Below are 18,186 nucleotides of genomic sequence, written 5' to 3'. Positions count from 1 at the left end.
ATGGCCTACAAACATTTCGAAGCGATCGAGAAGCACGCCGGCCTGCTCGGCATCCTCATCGCGATCATGGTGTCGATCGGCGGGCTGGCCGAGATCACCCCGCTGTTCATGGAGGCGCACGCGGTGAAGGCGCCGCCGGGGGTGAAGCCCTACGACCCGCTGCGGCTGGCCGGGCGCGACATCTACGTGCGCGAGGGCTGCTATCTGTGCCACTCGCAGATGATCCGCGCGCTGCGTGCCGAGACCCAGCGCTACGGCCACTACTCCACCGCGGAGGAGTCGGTCTACGACCGGCCGTTCCAGTGGGGCTCCAAGCGCACCGGTCCGGACCTGGCGCGGGTCGGCGGCAAGTACTCCGACCAGTGGCAGCGCATGCACCTGATGAACCCGCGCGCGCTGGTCCCTGCCTCCAACATGCCGGGCTTCCCGTGGCTGGCCAAGGCGACGCTGGACCCGTCCGACATCCAGGCGCGCATGCGCGTGCTGCGCGAGCTGGGCGATCCGTACACCGACGCGGACATCGCCGCGGCGCCCGCCGCAGTGGCCGGCAAGACCGAGATGGATGCGCTGATCGCCTACCTGCAGGGCCTGGGCATCAAGAACGAGCCGCAGCCGCCCGCGGCGCCGGCCAGCGCGGGAGGTGCGCCATGAGCCACGAAGCGTGGGGCCACCTCGCCGGCGCGGTGACGGTGGTGCTGATGCTCACCTTCGTGGGCATCTGGGTCTGGGCCTGGCGCAAGCGGCACCGCGAGGTGTTCCAGCGCATGGCGGGCTTGCCGATGGAAGACGCGGTCGATGCGGCGGCCGATGACGACGCGGGAGAACAGCGATGAGCGCCGGCTGGTCGATGTGGGTGATGTTCCTGATCGTGCTCAACCTGGGCATCACGTTCTTCCTGTTCCTGTGGGCGCCGCGGGCGAAGATCCCGACCCAGCCCGACGGCACCAGCGGCCACGTGTGGGCGCACGGCGTGCTGCGCGAGGGCGTGCGCCGGCTGCCGCTGTGGTGGGTGGTGTTCTCCGCGGCGATGTTCGTGGCGGGTTTCACCTACCTGGTGCGGTACCCCGGCTTCGGCAACCACAGGGGCACGCTGCACTGGACCGCGCACGGCGAGCTGGCGAAGGACGTGGCCGCCAACGACGCCAAGCTGGACGATCTGCTGGCGCGCTTCCGCCAGTACCCGATCGAGCAGCTCGCCGGCGATCCGGCGGCAATCCAGATGGGCCATCGCCTGTTCATGGACAACTGCGCCGCCTGCCACGGTCCGGCCGCGCACGGCAACGTGCCGCTGGGCGCGCCCAACCTCACCGACGACGACTGGCTCTACGGCGGCAGCGGCAAGGACATCCTCACCAGCATCGAGCACGGCCGCGCCGGCGTGATGCCGCCCTGGGGACCGAGCCTGGGCGAGCAGAACGTCAAGCACCTGGCGCAGTACGTGCTGAGCCTGTCCGGATCGCCGCACGACGCGGCCGCGGCGGCCGCGGCCAGGCCGCTGTTCGCCACCTGCGCGGCGTGCCACGGGCCGGAGGGGAAGGGCAACCAGGCGCTGGGCGCACCCAATCTCACCGACCACATCTGGCTGCACGGCGGCAGCGTCGCCGACATCGAGCAGACCATCCGCGGCGGGCGCCAGGGCGCGATGCCGGCCTGGGACAAGCGCCTGAGCGCCGACCAGATGCGCGTGCTGGCGTCCTACGTCTATCACCTGGCCCACCCGGGCATCGGCGATGCCGGGCGCTGACCCGCGCAGTCGCTGGTACCGCCAGCCGGTGCTGTGGCTGGGCGCGGTGGTGTTCGTCGCTTCGCTCGCCGGCTGCGTGTGGATCATCGCGATGGGCGCGCGCCACGCCGACGTGCCGGTGGATGCGCCGCACGCGGTGTTCGGGGTGCCTTCGCATGGCCATGCGCATCCGGCCCCGGCAGGCACCGCGGCGTCGCCGCGATGAACGCGGTCTGGGCCCACCCGCAGTTGGCCGCGCAGGTGCTGCGGCCGCGCCGTGACGGCCGCGCCGAGGCGAGCCTGCGGGTGTCGCCGCTGGACGATCCGCGTCGCGTGCTGCGCGTCGAGCAGGTGCTGCGCGCGCTGCCGGGGGTGCAGCGCGTGGGCGTGGATGCCACGTGCCAGCGCGTGTCGGTGGTGTGGGATCCGGCGCGCCAGCAGCTGCCGGCGCTGCTCGACGCGCTGGGCGGCATCGGCTGCCGCGCCGAACCGCTGCCGCGGTCGCGTGCCGACGGCGACGCGCAGCGCGCCGCGCACGACCTGCTCAAGCGCCTGCTGGTGGCCGGCATGTGCGCGATGCAGGTGATGACCTACGCCTTCGTGATCTACCTCGGCGTGGTCGATTTCGTCGACTTCAGCACGCGCGGCCTGTTCCGCTGGCTGGGTTTCCTCACCACGCTGCCGATCGTCGGCTACGCCGCGCTGCCGTTCTACCGCGGCGCGCTGGCCGAGCTGCGCGCGCGCCGTCCCGGCATCGACCTGCCGGTGGCGCTGGCGGTGCTCTTGGTGTTCGCCGGCAGCGCGTGGAACACCTGGCGCGGCGCCGGCGAGATCTATTTCGATTCGGTGAGCATGTTCGTGTTCCTGCTGCTGGTGGCGCGCTACGTCGAACTGCGTGCGCGCCAGCGCAGCGGCGCGCTGGGCGACGCCACGGTGGACGCCGCGCCGCTGCTGGCCGAGCGCCTCGGTGGCAACGGTCGGCGCGAGTGGGTGGCGGCCACCACGCTGCTGCCGGGCGACCGCGTGCACGTGGCCGAGGGCGCCACGGTGCCGGCCGACGGCGTGCTGGAAAGCGCGCACGCCGAGCTGGACGAGGCGCTGCTGTCGGGCGAGTCGCGCCCGGTGCGGCGACAGCGTGGAGAGACCCTGGTGGCCGGCAGCGTGCTGTTGTCCGGGCCGGTCCAGCTCACCGTGCGCCACAGCGGCGAGGCCACCGCGGCAGCGCGGATCGGTGCGCTGGCGCGACGCGCCCAAGGCGGCCGCATGACCGCCGCGGCCACCGCCGATCCGCAGGCCACCCGGTTCGTCCAGCGCGTACTGGTGCTCACCCTGCTCACCGCGCTGGGCTGGCTGCTGGTCAATCCGCCGCGCGCGTTCGAGGCGGCAGTGGCGGTGCTGGTGATCGCCTGCCCCTGCGCTTTCGCGCTGACCGTGCCGGCGACCCGTGCCCGCGCCTTCGGCGTGCTGGCCGCACGCGGCGTGCTGGTCGCCGACGGCGCCGCGCTGGAGCGGCTGGCGCAGGTGGACTTCGCCGTGTTCGACAAGACCGGCACGCTGACCCATCCGGGCTTCGTGCCCGACGACATCGTCGTCTGCCGCGGCACGCGCGACGACGCCCTGCGCCTGGCCGGTGCGCTGGCGCAGGGCAGCAGCCATCCGCTGTCGCGCGCGCTGGCCCGGATGGCCACGGACATGGCGGCGGCCGCGCCGCTGCCGGTGTTCGACGACCTGCGCGCGCTCCCCGGCGTGGGCCTGGCCGGCCGCGTCGACGGCTGCGCGCTGCGACTGGGACGCGCCGACGCGGTGCTCGCCGGCGCCGTGCCGCCGGCGCTGGAGGGGTGCCTGGCGCTGGCCGACGCCGCCGGCCCGCTGGCCGGCTTCCGCCCGCGTGAACAACTGCGCCAGGACGCGGTGGACACGCTGGCCGCACTACAGGCGCAGGGCGTGCAGCTGATGCTGGCCAGCGGCGACGCGCCGCCGCGGGTGGCGACGATTGCCGCGGCGCTGGGCATCGGCCACCACGCCGCGCAACAGACCCCCGCCGACAAGCTCGCCCTGCTGCGGCAGGCGCGCGACCGCGGCCACGTCACGCTGGCGGTGGGCGACGGCAGCAACGATGCCCCGGTGCTGGCCGGGGCCGACGTGTCCGCCGCGCTGGCCGGCGGCACCGCGCTGGCGCAGGCGCATGCCGGGCTGCTGCTGACCGGCGACCGCCTCGACGGCCTGCTCGCCGCGCGCGCGGTCGCCGGCGACATGCAGCGCATCGTCGCGCAGAGCCGGCGCTGGGCGCTGGGCTACAACCTGCTGGCGGTGCCGTTCGCCGCGTTCGGCCTGGTGCCGCCGTGGCTGGCCGGCATCGGCATGGCGCTGAGCTCGCTCGGCGTGGTACTGAACGCGCTGCGCACCGGGCGCCGGCTGCCCGCGCCGGGGTGGCGCGCATGAACATCCTCCTGGTGCTGATCCCGGTGACGCTGCTGGTGGTGGCGATCGCCGTGGCGCTGTTCTTCTGGGCGGTGAGCCACCAGCAGTTCGACGACCTGGACAACCCCGGCATCCTGCCGCTGCTGGAAGATGATCCAGGTCAGGGCGTGGCGGGCCATGCCGCGCCATCCTCCTCCCCCGACGCTGCGCCGCCGCCCGATGGCGGCGCCGGTTCCTCCGACGTGCCGCCGCCGGCACCCGAGTAGACGCATGACCGTTTCCCCCGACGCCCCTTCCGAAGAGGCCATCGCCACCCTCGTCGACCGCTTCTACGAGCGCGTGCGGCGCGATCCCGAACTCGGTGCGGTGTTCAACCCCGCCGTGCACGACTGGCCCGAGCACAAGGCGCTGCTGAGCCGCTTCTGGAGCTCGGTGGAGCGCGGCACGCGCAGCTACCGCGGCAACCCGATGGCCGCGCACCTGCGCCATCCGGTGCGCGCCGGCCATTTCGACCGTTGGCTGGAGCTGTGGCGCGAGACCTGCGCCGAGGTGCTGGACGCCGCTGGCGCGGCGCGGATGATCGATCACGCCGAACGCATCGCGCACACCCTCAAGCTTGGCCTCGGCCTGCGTCCGCATTCGCGGCGCCTGGGCGTGCCGGTGATGCATCTGCCGGCGCAGGCGCGGGAGTCCTGAGATGTTCTCCAACGACCTGCCCCCGCTGCCGACCGGACGCGTCTGGGTGCACGGCGCGCTGGAGCGCCTGGCGCAGGAGGCGGCGCGCTCGGCCGACACCCACCTGCTCAAGCTCGACCTGCCGGCCTTCCCCGGCATCGACCTCTACCTGAAGGACGAGTCCGCGCATCCGAGCGGCAGCCTCAAGCACCGGCTCGCGCGCTCGCTGTTCCTCTACGCGCTGTGCAACGGCCGCCTGCACGCGGGGCAGACCGTGGTGGACGCGTCGTCCGGCAGCACGGCGATTTCCGAGGCGTGGTTCGCGCGCCTGCTCGGGCTGCCGTTCATCGCGGTGATGCCGGCGTGCACCGCGCCGGGCAAGATCCGCGACGTGCAGGCGCTGGGCGGCCAGTGCGACCTGGTCGAGAACCCGGCCGAGGTGCCGGCCGTGGCCGCCGCCCACGCCGCGCGTGGCGCCTGTTTCCTCGACCAGTTCGGCTTGGCCGAGCGCGCCACCGACTGGCGCGGCAACAACAACATTGCCGAGTCGATCCTCGGCCAGATGGCGCGCGAAGCCTCGCCCGAGCCGGCGTGGATCGTCTGCAGCGCGGGCACCGGCGGCACCTCGGCGACGATCGGCCGCTACCTGCGCTACCGCCGCCTGTCGACCCGGCTGTGCGTGGCCGAGCCGGGCGGCAGCGCGTTCGTCGAGGGCTGGCGCCGCCACGATCGCGCCGCCGTGGCGAGCCAGCCGACCCTGATCGAGGGCATCGGCCGGTCGCGGGTGGAGCCGGGTTTCGTGTTCGAGGTGGTCGACCAGGTACTGGAGGTGCCCGACGCCGCCTCGATCGCCGCCGCCTGGCTGCTGGAGGAGTTGCTCGGTCGCCGCTATGGCGGCTCGTCGGGCACCCAGTTCGTCGCCTGCCTGCGGCTGGCCGCGGCGATGCAGGCGTGCGGCGAGCGCGGCAGCATCGTCAGCCTGCTGTGCGACCGCGGCGAGCGTTACGCCGAGACATTGTTCGATCGCGGCTGGCTCGCCGCGCGCGGCATCGATACCGCGCCGTGGGAGGCGCGCCTGCGCGCGGTGCTGCGTGACGGCCGCGGCTTCGACCAACCGATGCCGTAGCATGGACGTCCGCACGGCCTTCCGCCGTGCCTGACGGTTTGCCGCGGAGTCCTCCGATGTCGTTCGCCATCCTCGGTCACGGCCGTTTCGGCCAGGCGCTCGCCGGCCTGCTGCGCGAGGCCGGCCATGCCGTGCGCGCCTGGGACCCGCGCGGCCACGTGCCGGCCGACTACGCCGCCGACTCGCTCGAGGCGGCCGTGGACGATGCGCAGTGGGTGGTGCTGGCGATGCCGGTGCCGCAGATGGACGGGGCGCTGCGCGCCCTGCGTCCGCGGCTGCGCCAGGGACAGACGGTGATCGACGTGGGCAGCGTGAAGCTGCACCCCTGCGCGCTGATGGACGAGCTGCTCGGCGATGCGATCCCGCACGTCGGCACGCATCCGCTGTTCGGTCCCCTGAGCCTGGCCCGCGGCGAGCGCCCGCTGCGCGTGGTGGTCTGCGCCAGCGCCCGCCATCCGGAGGCGGCCGAACGCGCCAGCGCGCTGTTCGCCTCGCTCGGCTGCGAGGTGATTGCGCAGGAGCCGGCCGCGCACGACCGAGCCATGGCGCACACTCACGCGCTGGCGTTCTTCATCGCCAAGGGCCTGGTCGACATGGGTGTGGACGACGAACTGGCGGTGGCGCCGCCGTCGTTCCTCGGCCTGAAGGCAATGCTTGCCGCGGTGCGCGGCGATGCCGGCCACCTGTTCGCGGCGATCCAGCAGGAGAACCCGTTCGCCGAAGAAGCCCGGGCGGAACTGCTCGCCACCCTGCAGGGCATCCATCGCCGGCTGGTCGCCGACGGCGACGACACCGGGCTGGCGATCAGCGAGCGCCACTGACCCGGGCCGGCGTGACGCGGCCGACCGCTGCGACAATCCGCGCAGGCCGGGGCCGTCACGCCTGATATAGGTCAGGGGCAGCCGCCCCCCGCGCCGCCGACGATGCGCACGTCCTTACGGAGACGTGCCATGACGACGACCCGAAAACTCTGGCTGGGGCTGGCGGTATTGCTGCTGGCCTCCTTCTCGGTGCTGCTGTGGGTGGGCAAGGAGGTGCACCAGCAGGCACCGCCGCTGCCCGACGCGGTGGTCACCACCCAAGGCGCCACGCTGTACACCCGCGCCGACATCGAACTGGGCCGGGAGGTCTGGCAGAGCATCGGCGGCCAGCAGCTCGGCTCGATCTGGGGCCACGGCGCGCTGGTGGCGCCGGACTGGAGCGCCGACTGGCTGCATCGCGAGGCCGACGCCATGCTCGAGCTGCTGGCCCGCGACGAGGGCGCGCCCTCGTTCGCCGCGCTCGATGTCGAGCGGCAGGCCGCGCTGAAGGCCCGCGTGCAGGCCGAGGAGCGGCACAACACCTGGAACGCGGCCACCGGCAGCATCACCGTCTCGCCGCTGCGGGCGCAGGCGATGGAGGTGGTGGCACGCCACTACGAGAGTCTGTTCAGCAACGACCCGGCCACCCACGCGCTGCGCGTCACCTACGCCATGCGCGAGAACACCATCGCGGAGATGGAACACCGCCGCGCGGTCACCGCGTTCTTCTGGTGGACCAGCTGGGCCGCCGCCGCCGAGCGTCCCGGGCACAGCGTCAGCTACACGCAGAACTGGCCGTACGACCCGCTGGTGGGCAACCGGCCCAGCGGCACCGCGTTCATCTGGTCGGTCTTCAGCGTGCTGTTCCTGATCCTCGGCATCGGCCTGCTCGGCTGGTATCACGCCGTGCAGAGCCACAAGGAGGCACCGGCTGCAGTGCCGGCACGCGACCCGCTGGCCGAGTTCAAGCCGACGCCCTCGATGAAGGCGACGGCGAAGTACTTCTGGACGGTGATGGGCCTGTTCCTGGTGCAGATCCTGCTCGGCGCCACCACCGCGCACTTCCAGGTGGAGGGCCAGCAGGCCTACGGCTTTGCGCTGGCCAACGTGCTGCCGTACAGCCTCACCCGCACCTGGCACACCGAGCTGGCGGTGCTGTGGATCGCCACCGCGTGGCTGGCCACCGGCCTGTACATGGCGCCGCTGATCGGCGGCAAGGAACCGAAGTTCCAGCGCCTGGGCGTGAACTTCCTGTGGGTGTGCCTGCTGCTGATCGTGGTCGGCTCGTTCGCCGGCCAGTGGTTCGCGGTGATGGACAAGCTGGGCCTGAAGTACAACTTCTGGTTCGGCCACCAGGGTTGGGAGTACACCGACCTGGGCCGCTTCTGGCAGATCTTCCTGTTCATCGGGCTGATGCTGTGGCTGTTCCTGGTCGGCCGCGCGCTGATGCCGGCGATCAAGCGTCACGACGAGACCTCGCACATCGTGGGGCTGTTGTTCCTGTCCACCATCGCGATCGGCCTGCTCTACGGTGCCGGCCTGATGTGGGGCGAGCACACCCACATCGCGATGGTCGAGTACTGGCGCTGGTGGGTGGTGCACCTGTGGGTGGAAGGCTTCTTCGAAGTGTTCGCCACCGCGGTGATCGCCTACCTGTTCGTCAAGCTCGGCCTGCTGCGTGCGGCCAGCGCCTCCACCAGCGTGCTGTTCGCCACCATCGTGTTCATGGCCGGCGGCGTGCTGGGCACCTTGCATCACCTGTACTTCACCGGCACCACCACGGCGGTGATCGCGCTGGGCGCCAGCTTCTCGGCGCTGGAAGTAGTGCCGCTGGCGCTGATCGGGCTGGAGGCCTACGACAACTGGCGCAAGCAGCACGCCGCCCCGTGGATGGCACGCTACCGCTGGCCGATCATGTTCTTCGTGGCGGTGAGCTTCTGGAATCTGGTCGGTGCGGGCCTGTTCGGTTTCCTGGTCAACACGCCGATCGCGCTGTACTACATGCAGGGCCTCAACCTCACCCCGCTGCACGGCCACACCGCGCTGATGGGCGTGTACGGCATGCTCGGCATGGGCCTGATGCTGTTCTGCCTGCGCGGCATCAAGCCGGCGGCCGAGTGGAGCGAAGGCTGGCTGAAGGGCGCGTTCTGGACGCTCAACATCGGCCTGTCGCTGATGGCGCTGCTGACCCTGCTGCCGCTGGGCGTGCTGCAGCTCAGCGCGGCGCTGGACCATGGCTACTGGTTCGCCCGCTCCGAGCACTTCATGAACCAGCCGCTGGTACACCTGCTGGTGTGGATGCGCGTGCCCGGCGACAGCCTGTTCGCGGTCGGCGCCCTGCTCACCTCGGTGTTCGTCGCCTCGCTGTGGCTGGCGCCCCGGCGCAGCCCGAAGGGTGCGGTGTTGCCGCAGGCGGCACGCGAGCGTGCCTGACCCCCGCGGGGCGCGCCGTCTGGCGCGCCCCGCCTTCACGGATCCGGTTCCCCATGTTCGAGTTCTATCCCCAGATCAAGGCCGTGCACATCGCCTGCGTGATCCTCAGCGGGCTGCTGTTCGCGCTGCGTGGCACGCTGGTCCAGGCCGGTCGAAGCACCGTCGCGCACTGGGCGCCGCTGCGCTACCTGAGCTACTCGGTCGACACCGTGCTGCTCACCGCCGCCCTGATGCTGCTCACCATCCTGCCCGGCGCCTATTTCGCCAACGGCTGGTTGACGGTGAAGCTGGTGGGCGTGGTGCTCTACGTGATCTGCGGCAGCCTGGCGCTGAAGCGCGCGCGTGGCCGGGCCCTGCAGCGCGGCTTCTTCGTCGCGGCGCTGCTGCTGTATGTCGGCATCGTCGGCATTGCCTGGGAGCATCACCCGCTGGGTTGGCTGCACGCCTGGATGGGCTGATCGCGACCCGGATGTCCCGGGTCGTGCGGCAGGTGCACCCGGCGGGCTACACCCGGGCGAACACCAGGCTGGCGTTGGTGCCGCCAAAACCGAAGCTGTTGGATATCACCGTGGACAGCCGCGCCGGCTGGCTCTCGCGAAGGATGGGGAATCCCCCGGCCTGCGGGTCGAGTGCATCGATATGAGCCGAGCCGGCCATGAACCCGTCGCGCATCATCAGCAGGCTGTAGATCGCCTCGTGCACGCTGGCGGCGCCGAGCGAGTGCCCGGTCAGCGCCTTGGTCGAGGACAGCGGCGGCACGTGTGCACCGAACACCTCGCGCACGGCGTGCAGTTCGGTCAGGTCGCCCAGCGGCGTGGCGGTGCCGTGGGTGTTGAGGTAGTCGACCGGACCGGCGACTCCGGCCAGCGCCATCTTCATGCAGCGCACGGCGCCTTCGCCGCTCGGCGCGACCATGTCGGCGCCGTCGGAGGTGACGCCGTAGCCGACCAGTTCGGCATGGATGCGCGCCCCGCGCGCCCGGGCGTGTTCGTAGTCCTCCAGCACCAGCATGCCGCCGCCGCTGGCGATGACGAAGCCGTCGCGGCCGGCGTCGTACGGACGCGAGGCGCTGGCGGGGGTGTCGTTGCGGCGGCTGGCGAGCGCGCCCATCGCGTCGAACTGCGCGGTCATGCCCCAGTGCTCCTCCTCGCCGCCGCCGGCGAACACCACGTCCTGCGCGCCGTGCCGGATCAGGTCCGCCGCCGCGCCGATGCAGTGCGCCGAGGTGGCGCAGGCGGCGGCGATCGAATAGCTCAGGCCGAGGATGCCGAACGCGGTCGCCAGCGAGGCGGATACGGTGGAGCACATCGTGCGCGGCACCATGTACGGACCGACCCGGCGCACGCCCTTGCCGCGCAGCAGGTCGGCGGTCTCGATCTGCCAGTGCGCCGAGCCGCCGCCGGAGCCGGCGACCACGCCGGTGCGCGGGTGGCGCACCTGTTCCTCGGACAGTCCGGCATCGCCGATCGCCGTGCGCATCGCCACGTAGGCGTACGCGGCCGCGCCGCCCATGAAGCGCAGCAGCTTGCGGTCGATCGCCGTCTCCAGCTCGATCTGCGGCACGCCGGCCACCTGGCTGCGCAGGCCGCGGGCGACGTACTCGGGCATCGCGCGGATGCCGCTGGTCAGCTCCTGCAGGGCGCGCGACACGGTATCGGCGACGCTGCCCAGGCACGAGGTGATGCCGAATCCGGTGACGACGACACGGCGCATCAGAAGCCCTCCGTGGACTGGAACAGGCCCACCCGCATGTCGCTGGCGACGTAGATCAGCCGGTCGTCGACGAAGGTCTTGCCGTCGGCCACCACCAGCGCGAGCCTGCCGCGCATCACCCGGCGGATGTCGATCTCGTAGCGCACCAGCCGGGCGTCTGGCAGCACCTGGCCGCTGAACTTCACCTGCCCCACGCCGAGCGCGCGGCCGCGTCCCGGCTCGCCCAGCCAGGGCAGGAAGAACCCCGACAGCTGCCACATCGCGTCCAGCCCCAGGCAGCCCGGCATCACCGGATCGCCGGCGAAATGGCAGCCGAAGAACCAGAGCTCCGGATGGATGTCCAGTTCGGCGCGCAGCACGCCCTTGCCGTAGGCGCCGCCGTGGTCGTCGACGTGGGTGATGCGGTCGAACATCAGCATCGGCGGGGCGGGCAGGCGTGCGTTGCCGGGGCCGAACAGCTCGCCGCGGGCGCAGGCCAGCAGCTGGTCGCGGTTGAACTCGGAGGGGCGGGTCATGGGCTCGTCTCGTGCGGGTATCCGGCGAGTGTGGACGGCGCCGGATGCGGTCGCCCTGACACGGGTCAAGCGGATACGGGCGGCCGCGCGGCGAGTGGTCGGTGGAGGGTCCCGGTGGCTTCGTGTGGCGTCAGGCGTGAGGGGTCTCGGGCTGGGCCGCATCGACGGGCACGCGGTGATCCCCGGCAACGGGGGCGGCGGTACGGTTCGGGCGCCGCAGACATCCGCGTGCGGTGCGCAGCGATCCAGCCAGCGCCCGCGCATGCAGCAACCACGCCACCAGCTGCGCCGCGCCGGCCAGGCGCGCCAGCCAGGGCTGCGGCCACAGCACGGCCGCCAGCAGCCAGACGGCGGCGGTGCCATGGACGGCGAGCAGCGCCTGCTTCTGCCGCTCGTCCAGCAGACGCTGCACGCCCGGGATCCGCGTGCCGCGCGGCACCCGGCGACGCAGGTCGATCCAGGCCACGAACGGCACGATCTCCAGCGTCATCGAGGCGACCAGCAGCGGCATGCCGATACCCAGCCCCAGCGCGCCGGCGAGCATGCCGGCGCCGCCCGCCAGCGCGACGGCCGCGGCCACGAGGGCGGCCAGGCCGAGCCGCCAGTGCCGATACAGCGCGTGTCGTCGCTCGCCGGGCACCGGCCACTGCAGCGCCAGCGCGGCCAGCGCGAAGGCGCCGCCGCCCGACGCAACCACCCACGGCAAGGCAACACCGTCCGGCCGGTGCAGGTGCCAGGCCGCCGCCAGCGGCAGCGCCACGGTCGCGGCGGCGAGCCAGCCGGCCTGCACCGGTGTGGCCACCCGTCCAGTGCCCTGGAACATCGGCATCACCACCCGCGCCACCGCGGCCAGCAGCGCGATCATCCAGCCCAGTACGCCGAACGCCGCGTGCACATCGACCAGCGCCAGCGGCCACCGGCCATATCCGGCCAGCCGCCACGCCAGCAGGCCGCCGGCCAGCGCGGTCGCGATGCCGTAACCCAGCGCGGTGCCGAGACCGACGCGCAGCAGCCGTTCACCCGCGGCCTTGAGCAGGCCGGGCAGCGTCATCGCCCCCAGTCCCAGCAAGGCCAGCGGCAGCAGCACGCCGGCGGTGGCCAGCGCGATACGGTCGCCACGATGCAGCCCGATCACCAGCAGCAGGGCGCCAAGGTTCCACGCCCCGTGCAGCCACGGTGCGTGGCGCGCGCCACGCAAAGGGGCACCCGCGGCGGCGGGCAGGAACTGCAGCACGCTGCCGATCATCGCGTTGCCCAGCACGCCGAGCGTCCACACGTGCACCAGCGCCAGCGTGGCCGGATGCCAGCGCACGCGCAGCGCAGCGTCGCCGTCGAGCATCAGCAACGCGCCGCCGACGATGCCCCAGCACGGCATGGCGAGCAGGAAGCGCAGCGGCAGCGTCGCTGCCGGCGCCTGCTCAAGCCGCAGCTTGGTCATCGCAGGGGCGACGGATGTGCACCCGCACGCTGCCATCCGCCGCGGCGGCCTCCGGCTCGGCGTCGAAGCCGAGCTGGGCCAGCTCCATCAACAGCGGACGCGGCAGTCGCGGCGCGATGATCGCCAGCGAGGCGCCCGGCGCCAGTTCGCCGGCGGCAGCGAGCGCGCGCAGCATGGGCTCGGGGGCGCAAAGGTGGCGCAGGTCGAGTTCGACGGGCATGACGCCATTGCAGCGCGCGGCGCGTCGCGCGGCGCTCATCCAGGTCAGCCGGCGCCCGCGCTCAATCGACGCAGGCAAAGCCCTGTGCGCGCAGCATCGCCCGTTCGTCGGCCGGCAGGCGTGCAGCGAGTGATTCGTCGTGAACCAGCTCCACCGTGGCGAACTCGCGACGCAGCGGGTACTGCTTGCGCAGCCGGTCGAACGCGGCCGCGCGCGTGTCGTCGTCGGCATCGAGGGTGGCGCGGAAGGCGTCGTCGTCGTCGGTGATGCGCCAGGCCGCGCGCATCAGGTCCAGCGCGCGCCGCGGCGCCAGCCGGGCCACGTCGAGCACGCACCGCGCAGACTCGGGCACCAGCGACGCCAGCGTCATCGTCGGCGGCTGGCCGAGGAAGGCGCAGAGCGCTTCGTACAGCATCCAGGTGCCGCGCAGCTTGCCGTCGTACGAATAGCCGGCGATGTGCGGCGTGGCCAGCGCGACCCGCGCGGCGAGCCGGCGATCGACCAGTGGCTCGCCTTCCCATACGTCGAGCACCACGTGCAGGTCGTCGCGTCGTTCCAGCGCGGCCAGCAGCGCGACGTTGTCGACCACGGCGCCGCGCGAGGTGTTGAGCAGGATCGCACCGGGTTTCAGGCGGGCGAGGAACACCGCATCGCCGAGGTGGAAGCTCGGATGCGCGCCGTCGCGGACCAGCGGGGTGTGGAAGCTGACGATGTCGCAGCCGGCGATCGCGTCCATGTCGACCAGCCCGGTGCAACCGGCATCGGCCAGCGGCGGATCGCAGGCGAGCACGTCGAGCCCCATCGCCCGCAGCCGCCGCTGCAGACGCGAGCCGACGTTGCCCAGCCCGACGATGCCCGCGCGCTTGCCGGCCAGCGCGAAGCCGTGGCGGTCGGCCAGCTCCAGCAGGGCGCTGGCGACGTAATCGACCACCGACATCGCGTTGCAGCCCGGTGCGCTGGCGAAAGCGATGCCCTGCGCGCGCAGCCAGTCGAGGTCGACGTGGTCGGTGCCGATGGTGGCGGTGCCGACGAAGCGCACGCGCGAGCCGGCGAGCAGTGCTTCGTCGACCCGGGTGACCGAGCGCACCAGCAGCACGTCGGCATCGCGCACGTCGTCGGCCGCCAGACCGCGGCCGGGCCGCGCCACCACCTCGCCGAAGCCGGCGAACAGTTCGCGCGCCAGCGGCATGTTTTCGTCGACCAGGATCTTCATCGCGCACCGTGTCCAGCGCCGTATCGGCGGGCGCCATGATAGGTGGCCCGGCGCGGTGGCGCAGGGGCTAGCCGGCGGGCGGCATCACCACGTCCGTCAGTGAACCCAGCACCTCGCGCAGCTGCGCCTGCAGCGCCAGCCACGCGGCCTCCCAGCGGCCTTCGTTCGGTGTGGCCAGGACAAAGCGCTGCAGGTGTGCGTGGACGTCGGCGAGTCGCGCGCGCAGGGCGGCGGCCTCGGCGCGGGCCTGCTCGAAATCCGCCAGCCCGACCAGTTGCACCTTGCGGTCGCGGCACACGCCGATGCAGGTCTGCGGCGCCTCGACGCGGCCGCAGCCGATGCATTGCCAGGCTTCGATGGTGTCGGTCATGTCGCCGCTCCGCGGGAACGTTGGCGGACATGCTGGGCGGACGGCGCGTTCTCCGGGCTGATCCGGATCAGCCCGGCGTGAGCCGGTGTCGGACGGGTTGTCGCAGTCGGCGTTCTGGCGGGCGACGCAGACGGTCGCTCAGTGCGCCGGCGTCGCCCAACCCGGATCGGTGAAGTAGCGCGGGTAGTCGGCGACCGCGTCGCGCATCGCCTGCACCTGGGCCATGTCGTCCGGATGTGCTTTCAGCGCCTGCGCGGCGGCGAGCAGCGGCACCAGCATGTGGTGCAGCACCGCGTCGCGGTCTTCCGGCAGCTTGCACTTGGCGAAGATGTCGGCGGCGGCCTGCTCGATCAGGCCGACCCGATCCAGCGCCATCGTGGCGTCCATGTGGCCCATCTCGTAGTGGCGCAGTTCGTCCAGCGCCACGTGGATGCGGCCCATGCCGTCCTCGAGCGCCGCGTCGACCGGCCAGCGTTGGCCTGGCATCGGCGCGGGCGCCGCCGGCTCAGCGGGCTGCGCGTGGTGGCTGTGCTGCGCGGGCACCGGCGCGGATAGGCCCAGCGCCAGCAGCATCGCCAGGGTCGGGGCGGCGCGGTTCACGGCCGGCCTCCGGCGAGCCGGCGCACGGCGGCGACGAAGTCGGGATCGGTGCGGCCGATGATCGTGCTGCGCGCCACCACGCGGCCGTCGGCATCGAGCAGCAGCAGCACGCTGGAGTGGTTGAAGTCGCCGTCGGGCAGCTGCCGGTACTGCACGCCGAGCAGCGCGGCCAGCGGCCGCACCTCGGCCGGCTCCGCACGTGCCAGTGTCCACCAGCGCGGATCGAGCTGGTGACGACCGGCGTAGTCGGCGAGCCTGGCGACGCTGTCGCGGGCCGGATCGAAACTCACCGCCAGCAGTTTCAGCGCGGCCGGATCGCCGGCGGCGTGGCGGGTCGCCTTCATCGTCTCGATGATCATCGGGCAGACCATCGTGCACGAGGCGTAGAACATGCTGACCAGCTGCGGCTGGCCGCGGCGCGCGGCCAGTGGCGCGGCATGGCCGGCCTGGTCGGTGAGGGTTACCGGCAACTGGTAGACCGAGTCGCCAGGCAGCGCGTCGGCGGCGTGCAGCGGCAGCGCCAGGCACAGGGTGCAGAGCAGGAGTAGCAGGCGGTTCATGGCGTTTCCCCGATGGGCCGCGCGCAGCGGAAGCCCAGGTTGGCGGTGGTGTCGGTGGCCTTCAGCGAGGAGAGCATGGCGATGCGCATCAGCGTGGCGTAGTTCTCCTTCTGCTCCATGCTGATCGCGCCGGCGCCGCAGAACTTCAGCTTGTCGGCGCCGTCCTGGTCGCGGCTGTCGCTGCCCACCAGCAGCGCGTTGAAGTCGTCGACCCATTCCCACACCAGGCCGTTGAGGTCGCGCACGCCGTGCAGGTCGGGCGGGCCGCCGATGGCGGGCAAGGCGTGGCCGGACGGGCGGCTGTACCAGTCCAGCACGCGCTCGCGCCAGGCCGGGTCGCTGCGCGCATCGGCGCGGGTGGCATCGGCCGCGGCGGCCATCTCCCACTCGTACCAGCTCGGCAGGCGGGCGTGTTCGCTCGCGCAGTAGGCCTGGGCGGCGAACCAGCTCACCCGGGTCACCGGCTGCGCCGGCAGCGCGTCGGCACCGAGCGTGTCCGGGCCGGCCCACTGCGAGAGATAGCGGCCGTCGGCGAACACGGTCGGCACGCGATCGCGCCGCCACGCGGGGTGGCGGCGCACGAAGGCGAGGAACTCGGCGTTGGTCACCGGTTCGGTGCGCAGGGCGAACGGCGCCACCTGCGCCGGGGCGGTCTTGCCGTCGGCCGGCAGCACGCTGGCGAAGCGCCCGCCGGGCATTGGCACGTACTCGGCGGCGCTGGCCGTGGCGCAGGCCACGGCCAGTGCCAGCAGGGCCGCCGCGATGGCCCGGCGGCGCATCTCAGTGCTCCCCGCCCGCGGCAGGCGCCGGCGTGGCGCGCACCTTGGTCACCTCGTCCTTGGTCACCTGGCCGCCGGGGTTGTCCCAGCTGTTGAGCACGTAGGTGAGGATGTTGGCCACCTCGTCGTCGGTGAGCTGGGTCATCGGCGGCATCACCGAGTCGTACTCGACGCCGTTGACGGTGACCTTGCCGTTGAGGCCGTGCAGCGGGATCGCGATCAGCGCGTCCTTGTCCTTGCCGGCCAGCTTCGCGACGTAGTCCGACTTGGCCAGCGGCGGGAACACGCTGGGCAGGCCGGCGCCGTTGGCCTGGTGGCAGACCGAGCAGGTGCCGGTGAACAGCTGCTTGCCGGCGGCGATCTGGTCGTCCTTGCTCAGCGTGCCGGCGGCGTTGGCCTTCGCGGCAGTGGCCACCGCGTGCAGGTTCGGCTCGGCGCGGTCGCCGAGGTACACCGAGTCGACCTCCTTGCCCGAGTAGATTGCCTTGTTCTCCGGGCCGTCCACCTTGAGGATGCCCAGCGCGCCCTTGTTGAAGGCGCGGAAGATCGAGTGGTCCACCAGCACGTAGCTGCCCGGCACCTGGGTCCTGAACTCGACCATCGCGGCGCCGCCCGACGGGATCAGCGTGGTCTGCACGTTGTGCTGCTCGACCGTGCCGCCTTCCTGCCGCACGGTGTCGAAGATCTCGCCGATCACGTGGAAGCTGGACACCAGGTTCGGACCGCCGTTGCCGACGAAAAGCCGCACCGTCTCGCCGACCTTGGCGGTGAGCGCCTTGTCGCCGGTGAGCGCGCCTTCGTGGCCGTTGAACAGCACGTAGGTCGGCTTCTCGTCGATCGCCTTGTCCATGTCGAAGGCCTGGTGGCCCTTCTCGCGGTACTTGCCCACCGTGTAGAAGTCGCCCTGCATCACGTAGTACTCGTGGTCGACCTTGGGCATGCCTTCCGGCGGCTCCACCAGGATCAGCCCGTACATGCCGTTGGCGATGTGCATGCCCACCGGCGCGGTGGCGCAGTGATACACGTACACGCCCTGGTTGAGCGCCTTGAAGGTGAACTGCGACTCGTGGCCAGGCGCGGTGAAGCTGGAGGCTGCGCCGCCGCCCGGGCCGGTGACGCCGTGCAGGTCGATGTTGTGCGGCATCTTGGAGTCGGGCGAGTTCTTCAGGTGGAACTCCACCGTGTCGCCCTGGCGTACGCGGATGAAGCTGCCCGGCACGGTGCCGCCGAAGGTCCAGTAGGTGTAGGTGACGCCTTCGGAGATCGGCATCTCCTTCTCGATCACTTCCAGGTCGACGATGACCTTGGCCGGATAGTTGCGGTGGATCGGCGGCGGCACGTTCGGCGGGCTGGTCAGCACCGCGTGGATCGGCGCGCCCTGCGGTGGGCCGAAGTCGCCGGGGATGCCGCTCTGCGCGGCCGCCTGCGGTGGCGCGGCGCCGGTGGTGGGGGTGGCGGCATCGGGCTTGCCCGAACAGGCGGCGATCGCCAGGGCGCTGGCCGTGGCCAGCAGGGTGCGCAACAGCGTGGACATGATCTTTTCCCCTTCGTTATCCGTGACGAACAGGTTAGGCAGGCGCCGTACGGCGCCCCTGATACA

Annotated in this window: 21 protein-coding genes; 11 read left to right on the top strand and 10 right to left on the bottom strand. The window is 72.2% G+C overall.

The features are described from left to right. The 11 genes from ccoO to NC595_RS01195 all read left to right on the top strand — a co-directional run bounded on the left by ccoO (position 1) and on the right by NC595_RS01195 (position 9,636). Positions 1-651, top strand: coding sequence for a cytochrome-c oxidase, cbb3-type subunit II (gene ccoO / locus NC595_RS01245; RefSeq protein WP_017461780.1), 651 nt, complete (start codon positions 1-3; stop codon positions 649-651). Then, the gene (locus tag NC595_RS01240; protein WP_253564330.1) at positions 648-833 is read left to right on the top strand and encodes a cbb3-type cytochrome oxidase subunit 3; all 186 of its coding nucleotides are present in this window, start codon (positions 648-650) and stop codon (positions 831-833) included. The genes ccoO and NC595_RS01240 overlap by 4 nt, the downstream gene beginning before the upstream one ends. Next, entirely contained in the window at positions 830-1,744 is a 915-nt protein-coding gene (ccoP, locus tag NC595_RS01235) for a cytochrome-c oxidase, cbb3-type subunit III (RefSeq protein ID WP_253564329.1), read from the top strand. The genes NC595_RS01240 and ccoP overlap by 4 nt, the downstream gene beginning before the upstream one ends. Continuing rightward, the gene (locus NC595_RS01230; protein ID WP_253564328.1) at positions 1,731-1,949 is read left to right on the top strand and encodes a hypothetical protein; all 219 of its coding nucleotides are present in this window, start codon (positions 1,731-1,733) and stop codon (positions 1,947-1,949) included. The genes ccoP and NC595_RS01230 overlap by 14 nt, the downstream gene beginning before the upstream one ends. Then, the gene (locus tag NC595_RS01225) at positions 1,946-4,165 is read left to right on the top strand and encodes a heavy metal translocating P-type ATPase (protein ID WP_253564326.1); all 2,220 of its coding nucleotides are present in this window, start codon (positions 1,946-1,948) and stop codon (positions 4,163-4,165) included. The genes NC595_RS01230 and NC595_RS01225 overlap by 4 nt, the downstream gene beginning before the upstream one ends. Further along, the gene (ccoS, locus tag NC595_RS01220) at positions 4,162-4,410 is read left to right on the top strand and encodes a cbb3-type cytochrome oxidase assembly protein CcoS (RefSeq protein ID WP_253564320.1); all 249 of its coding nucleotides are present in this window, start codon (positions 4,162-4,164) and stop codon (positions 4,408-4,410) included. Before NC595_RS01225 ends, ccoS begins: the two co-directional genes overlap by 4 nt. Before the next feature lie 4 nt (positions 4,411-4,414). Beyond that, positions 4,415-4,840: a group III truncated hemoglobin gene (locus tag NC595_RS01215; protein WP_253564318.1), complete on the top strand. Its 426-nt coding sequence runs from the start codon at positions 4,415-4,417 to the stop codon at positions 4,838-4,840. 1 nt (position 4,841) lies between these two features. Beyond that, positions 4,842-5,945: a PLP-dependent cysteine synthase family protein gene (locus tag NC595_RS01210; RefSeq protein ID WP_253564316.1), complete on the top strand. Its 1,104-nt coding sequence runs from the start codon at positions 4,842-4,844 to the stop codon at positions 5,943-5,945. A gap of 56 nt (positions 5,946-6,001) precedes the next feature. Continuing rightward, a complete protein-coding gene (locus NC595_RS01205) occupies positions 6,002-6,766 on the top strand; it encodes a prephenate dehydrogenase/arogenate dehydrogenase family protein (RefSeq protein ID WP_253564314.1) in 765 nt (254 codons plus the stop codon). A 129-nt stretch (positions 6,767-6,895) separates the two neighbouring features. Beyond that, on the top strand, positions 6,896-9,178 hold the full coding sequence (locus NC595_RS01200; RefSeq protein WP_253564312.1) for a nitric-oxide reductase large subunit: 2,283 nt from the start codon (positions 6,896-6,898) through the stop codon (positions 9,176-9,178). A 53-nt stretch (positions 9,179-9,231) separates the two neighbouring features. Further along, positions 9,232-9,636, top strand: a complete 405-nt coding sequence (locus tag NC595_RS01195) for a SirB2 family protein (RefSeq protein ID WP_253564310.1) — start codon at positions 9,232-9,234, stop codon at positions 9,634-9,636. 46 nt (positions 9,637-9,682) lie between these two features. Here the strand turns inward: NC595_RS01195 and NC595_RS01190 are convergent, their stop codons facing one another. The 10 genes from NC595_RS01190 to nirK form a co-directional block, all read right to left on the bottom strand. Beyond that, positions 9,683-10,891 (bottom strand): beta-ketoacyl synthase N-terminal-like domain-containing protein, encoded by a 1,209-nt coding sequence (locus tag NC595_RS01190; protein ID WP_253564308.1) that lies wholly within the window; start codon positions 10,889-10,891, stop codon positions 9,683-9,685. Beyond that, positions 10,891-11,406: a 3-hydroxyacyl-[acyl-carrier-protein] dehydratase FabA gene (gene fabA, locus NC595_RS01185; RefSeq protein WP_253564306.1), complete on the bottom strand. Its 516-nt coding sequence runs from the start codon at positions 11,404-11,406 to the stop codon at positions 10,891-10,893. The genes NC595_RS01190 and fabA overlap by 1 nt, the downstream gene beginning before the upstream one ends. Before the next feature lie 130 nt (positions 11,407-11,536). Continuing rightward, positions 11,537-12,844: a hypothetical protein gene (locus NC595_RS01180; RefSeq protein ID WP_253564304.1), complete on the bottom strand. Its 1,308-nt coding sequence runs from the start codon at positions 12,842-12,844 to the stop codon at positions 11,537-11,539. Beyond that, complete coding sequence (locus NC595_RS01175) at positions 12,825-13,064, bottom strand: DUF2249 domain-containing protein (protein ID WP_253564302.1); 240 nt, start codon at positions 13,062-13,064, stop codon at positions 12,825-12,827. The genes NC595_RS01180 and NC595_RS01175 overlap by 20 nt, the downstream gene beginning before the upstream one ends. 61 nt (positions 13,065-13,125) lie before the next feature. Continuing rightward, positions 13,126-14,277, bottom strand: coding sequence for a 4-phosphoerythronate dehydrogenase PdxB (gene pdxB, locus NC595_RS01170; RefSeq protein WP_253564301.1), 1,152 nt, complete (start codon positions 14,275-14,277; stop codon positions 13,126-13,128). 67 nt (positions 14,278-14,344) lie between these two features. Next, a complete protein-coding gene (locus NC595_RS01165; RefSeq protein WP_253564300.1) occupies positions 14,345-14,647 on the bottom strand; it encodes a hypothetical protein in 303 nt (100 codons plus the stop codon). 138 nt (positions 14,648-14,785) lie between these two features. Beyond that, positions 14,786-15,247 carry a DnrO protein gene (locus NC595_RS01160; RefSeq protein WP_253564299.1) on the bottom strand — a complete coding sequence of 154 codons (462 nt, stop codon included), beginning with the start codon at positions 15,245-15,247 and terminating at the stop codon, positions 14,786-14,788. Beyond that, positions 15,244-15,807 carry an SCO family protein gene (locus NC595_RS01155; RefSeq protein WP_253564298.1) on the bottom strand — a complete coding sequence of 188 codons (564 nt, stop codon included), beginning with the start codon at positions 15,805-15,807 and terminating at the stop codon, positions 15,244-15,246. The genes NC595_RS01160 and NC595_RS01155 overlap by 4 nt, the downstream gene beginning before the upstream one ends. After that, a complete protein-coding gene (locus NC595_RS01150; protein ID WP_253564297.1) occupies positions 15,804-16,586 on the bottom strand; it encodes a formylglycine-generating enzyme family protein in 783 nt (260 codons plus the stop codon). The genes NC595_RS01155 and NC595_RS01150 overlap by 4 nt, the downstream gene beginning before the upstream one ends. A 1-nt stretch (position 16,587) precedes the next feature. Further along, entirely contained in the window at positions 16,588-18,120 is a 1,533-nt protein-coding gene (nirK, locus tag NC595_RS01145) for a copper-containing nitrite reductase (protein ID WP_253564296.1), read from the bottom strand. Between the last annotated feature and the right edge of the window lie 66 nt (positions 18,121-18,186).

Source organism: Dyella lutea, from assembly GCF_024158035.1.
GTDB lineage: Bacteria > Pseudomonadota > Gammaproteobacteria > Xanthomonadales > Rhodanobacteraceae > Dyella_A > Dyella_A lutea.
This window is presented reverse-complemented; position numbering and strand designations above follow the sequence as displayed.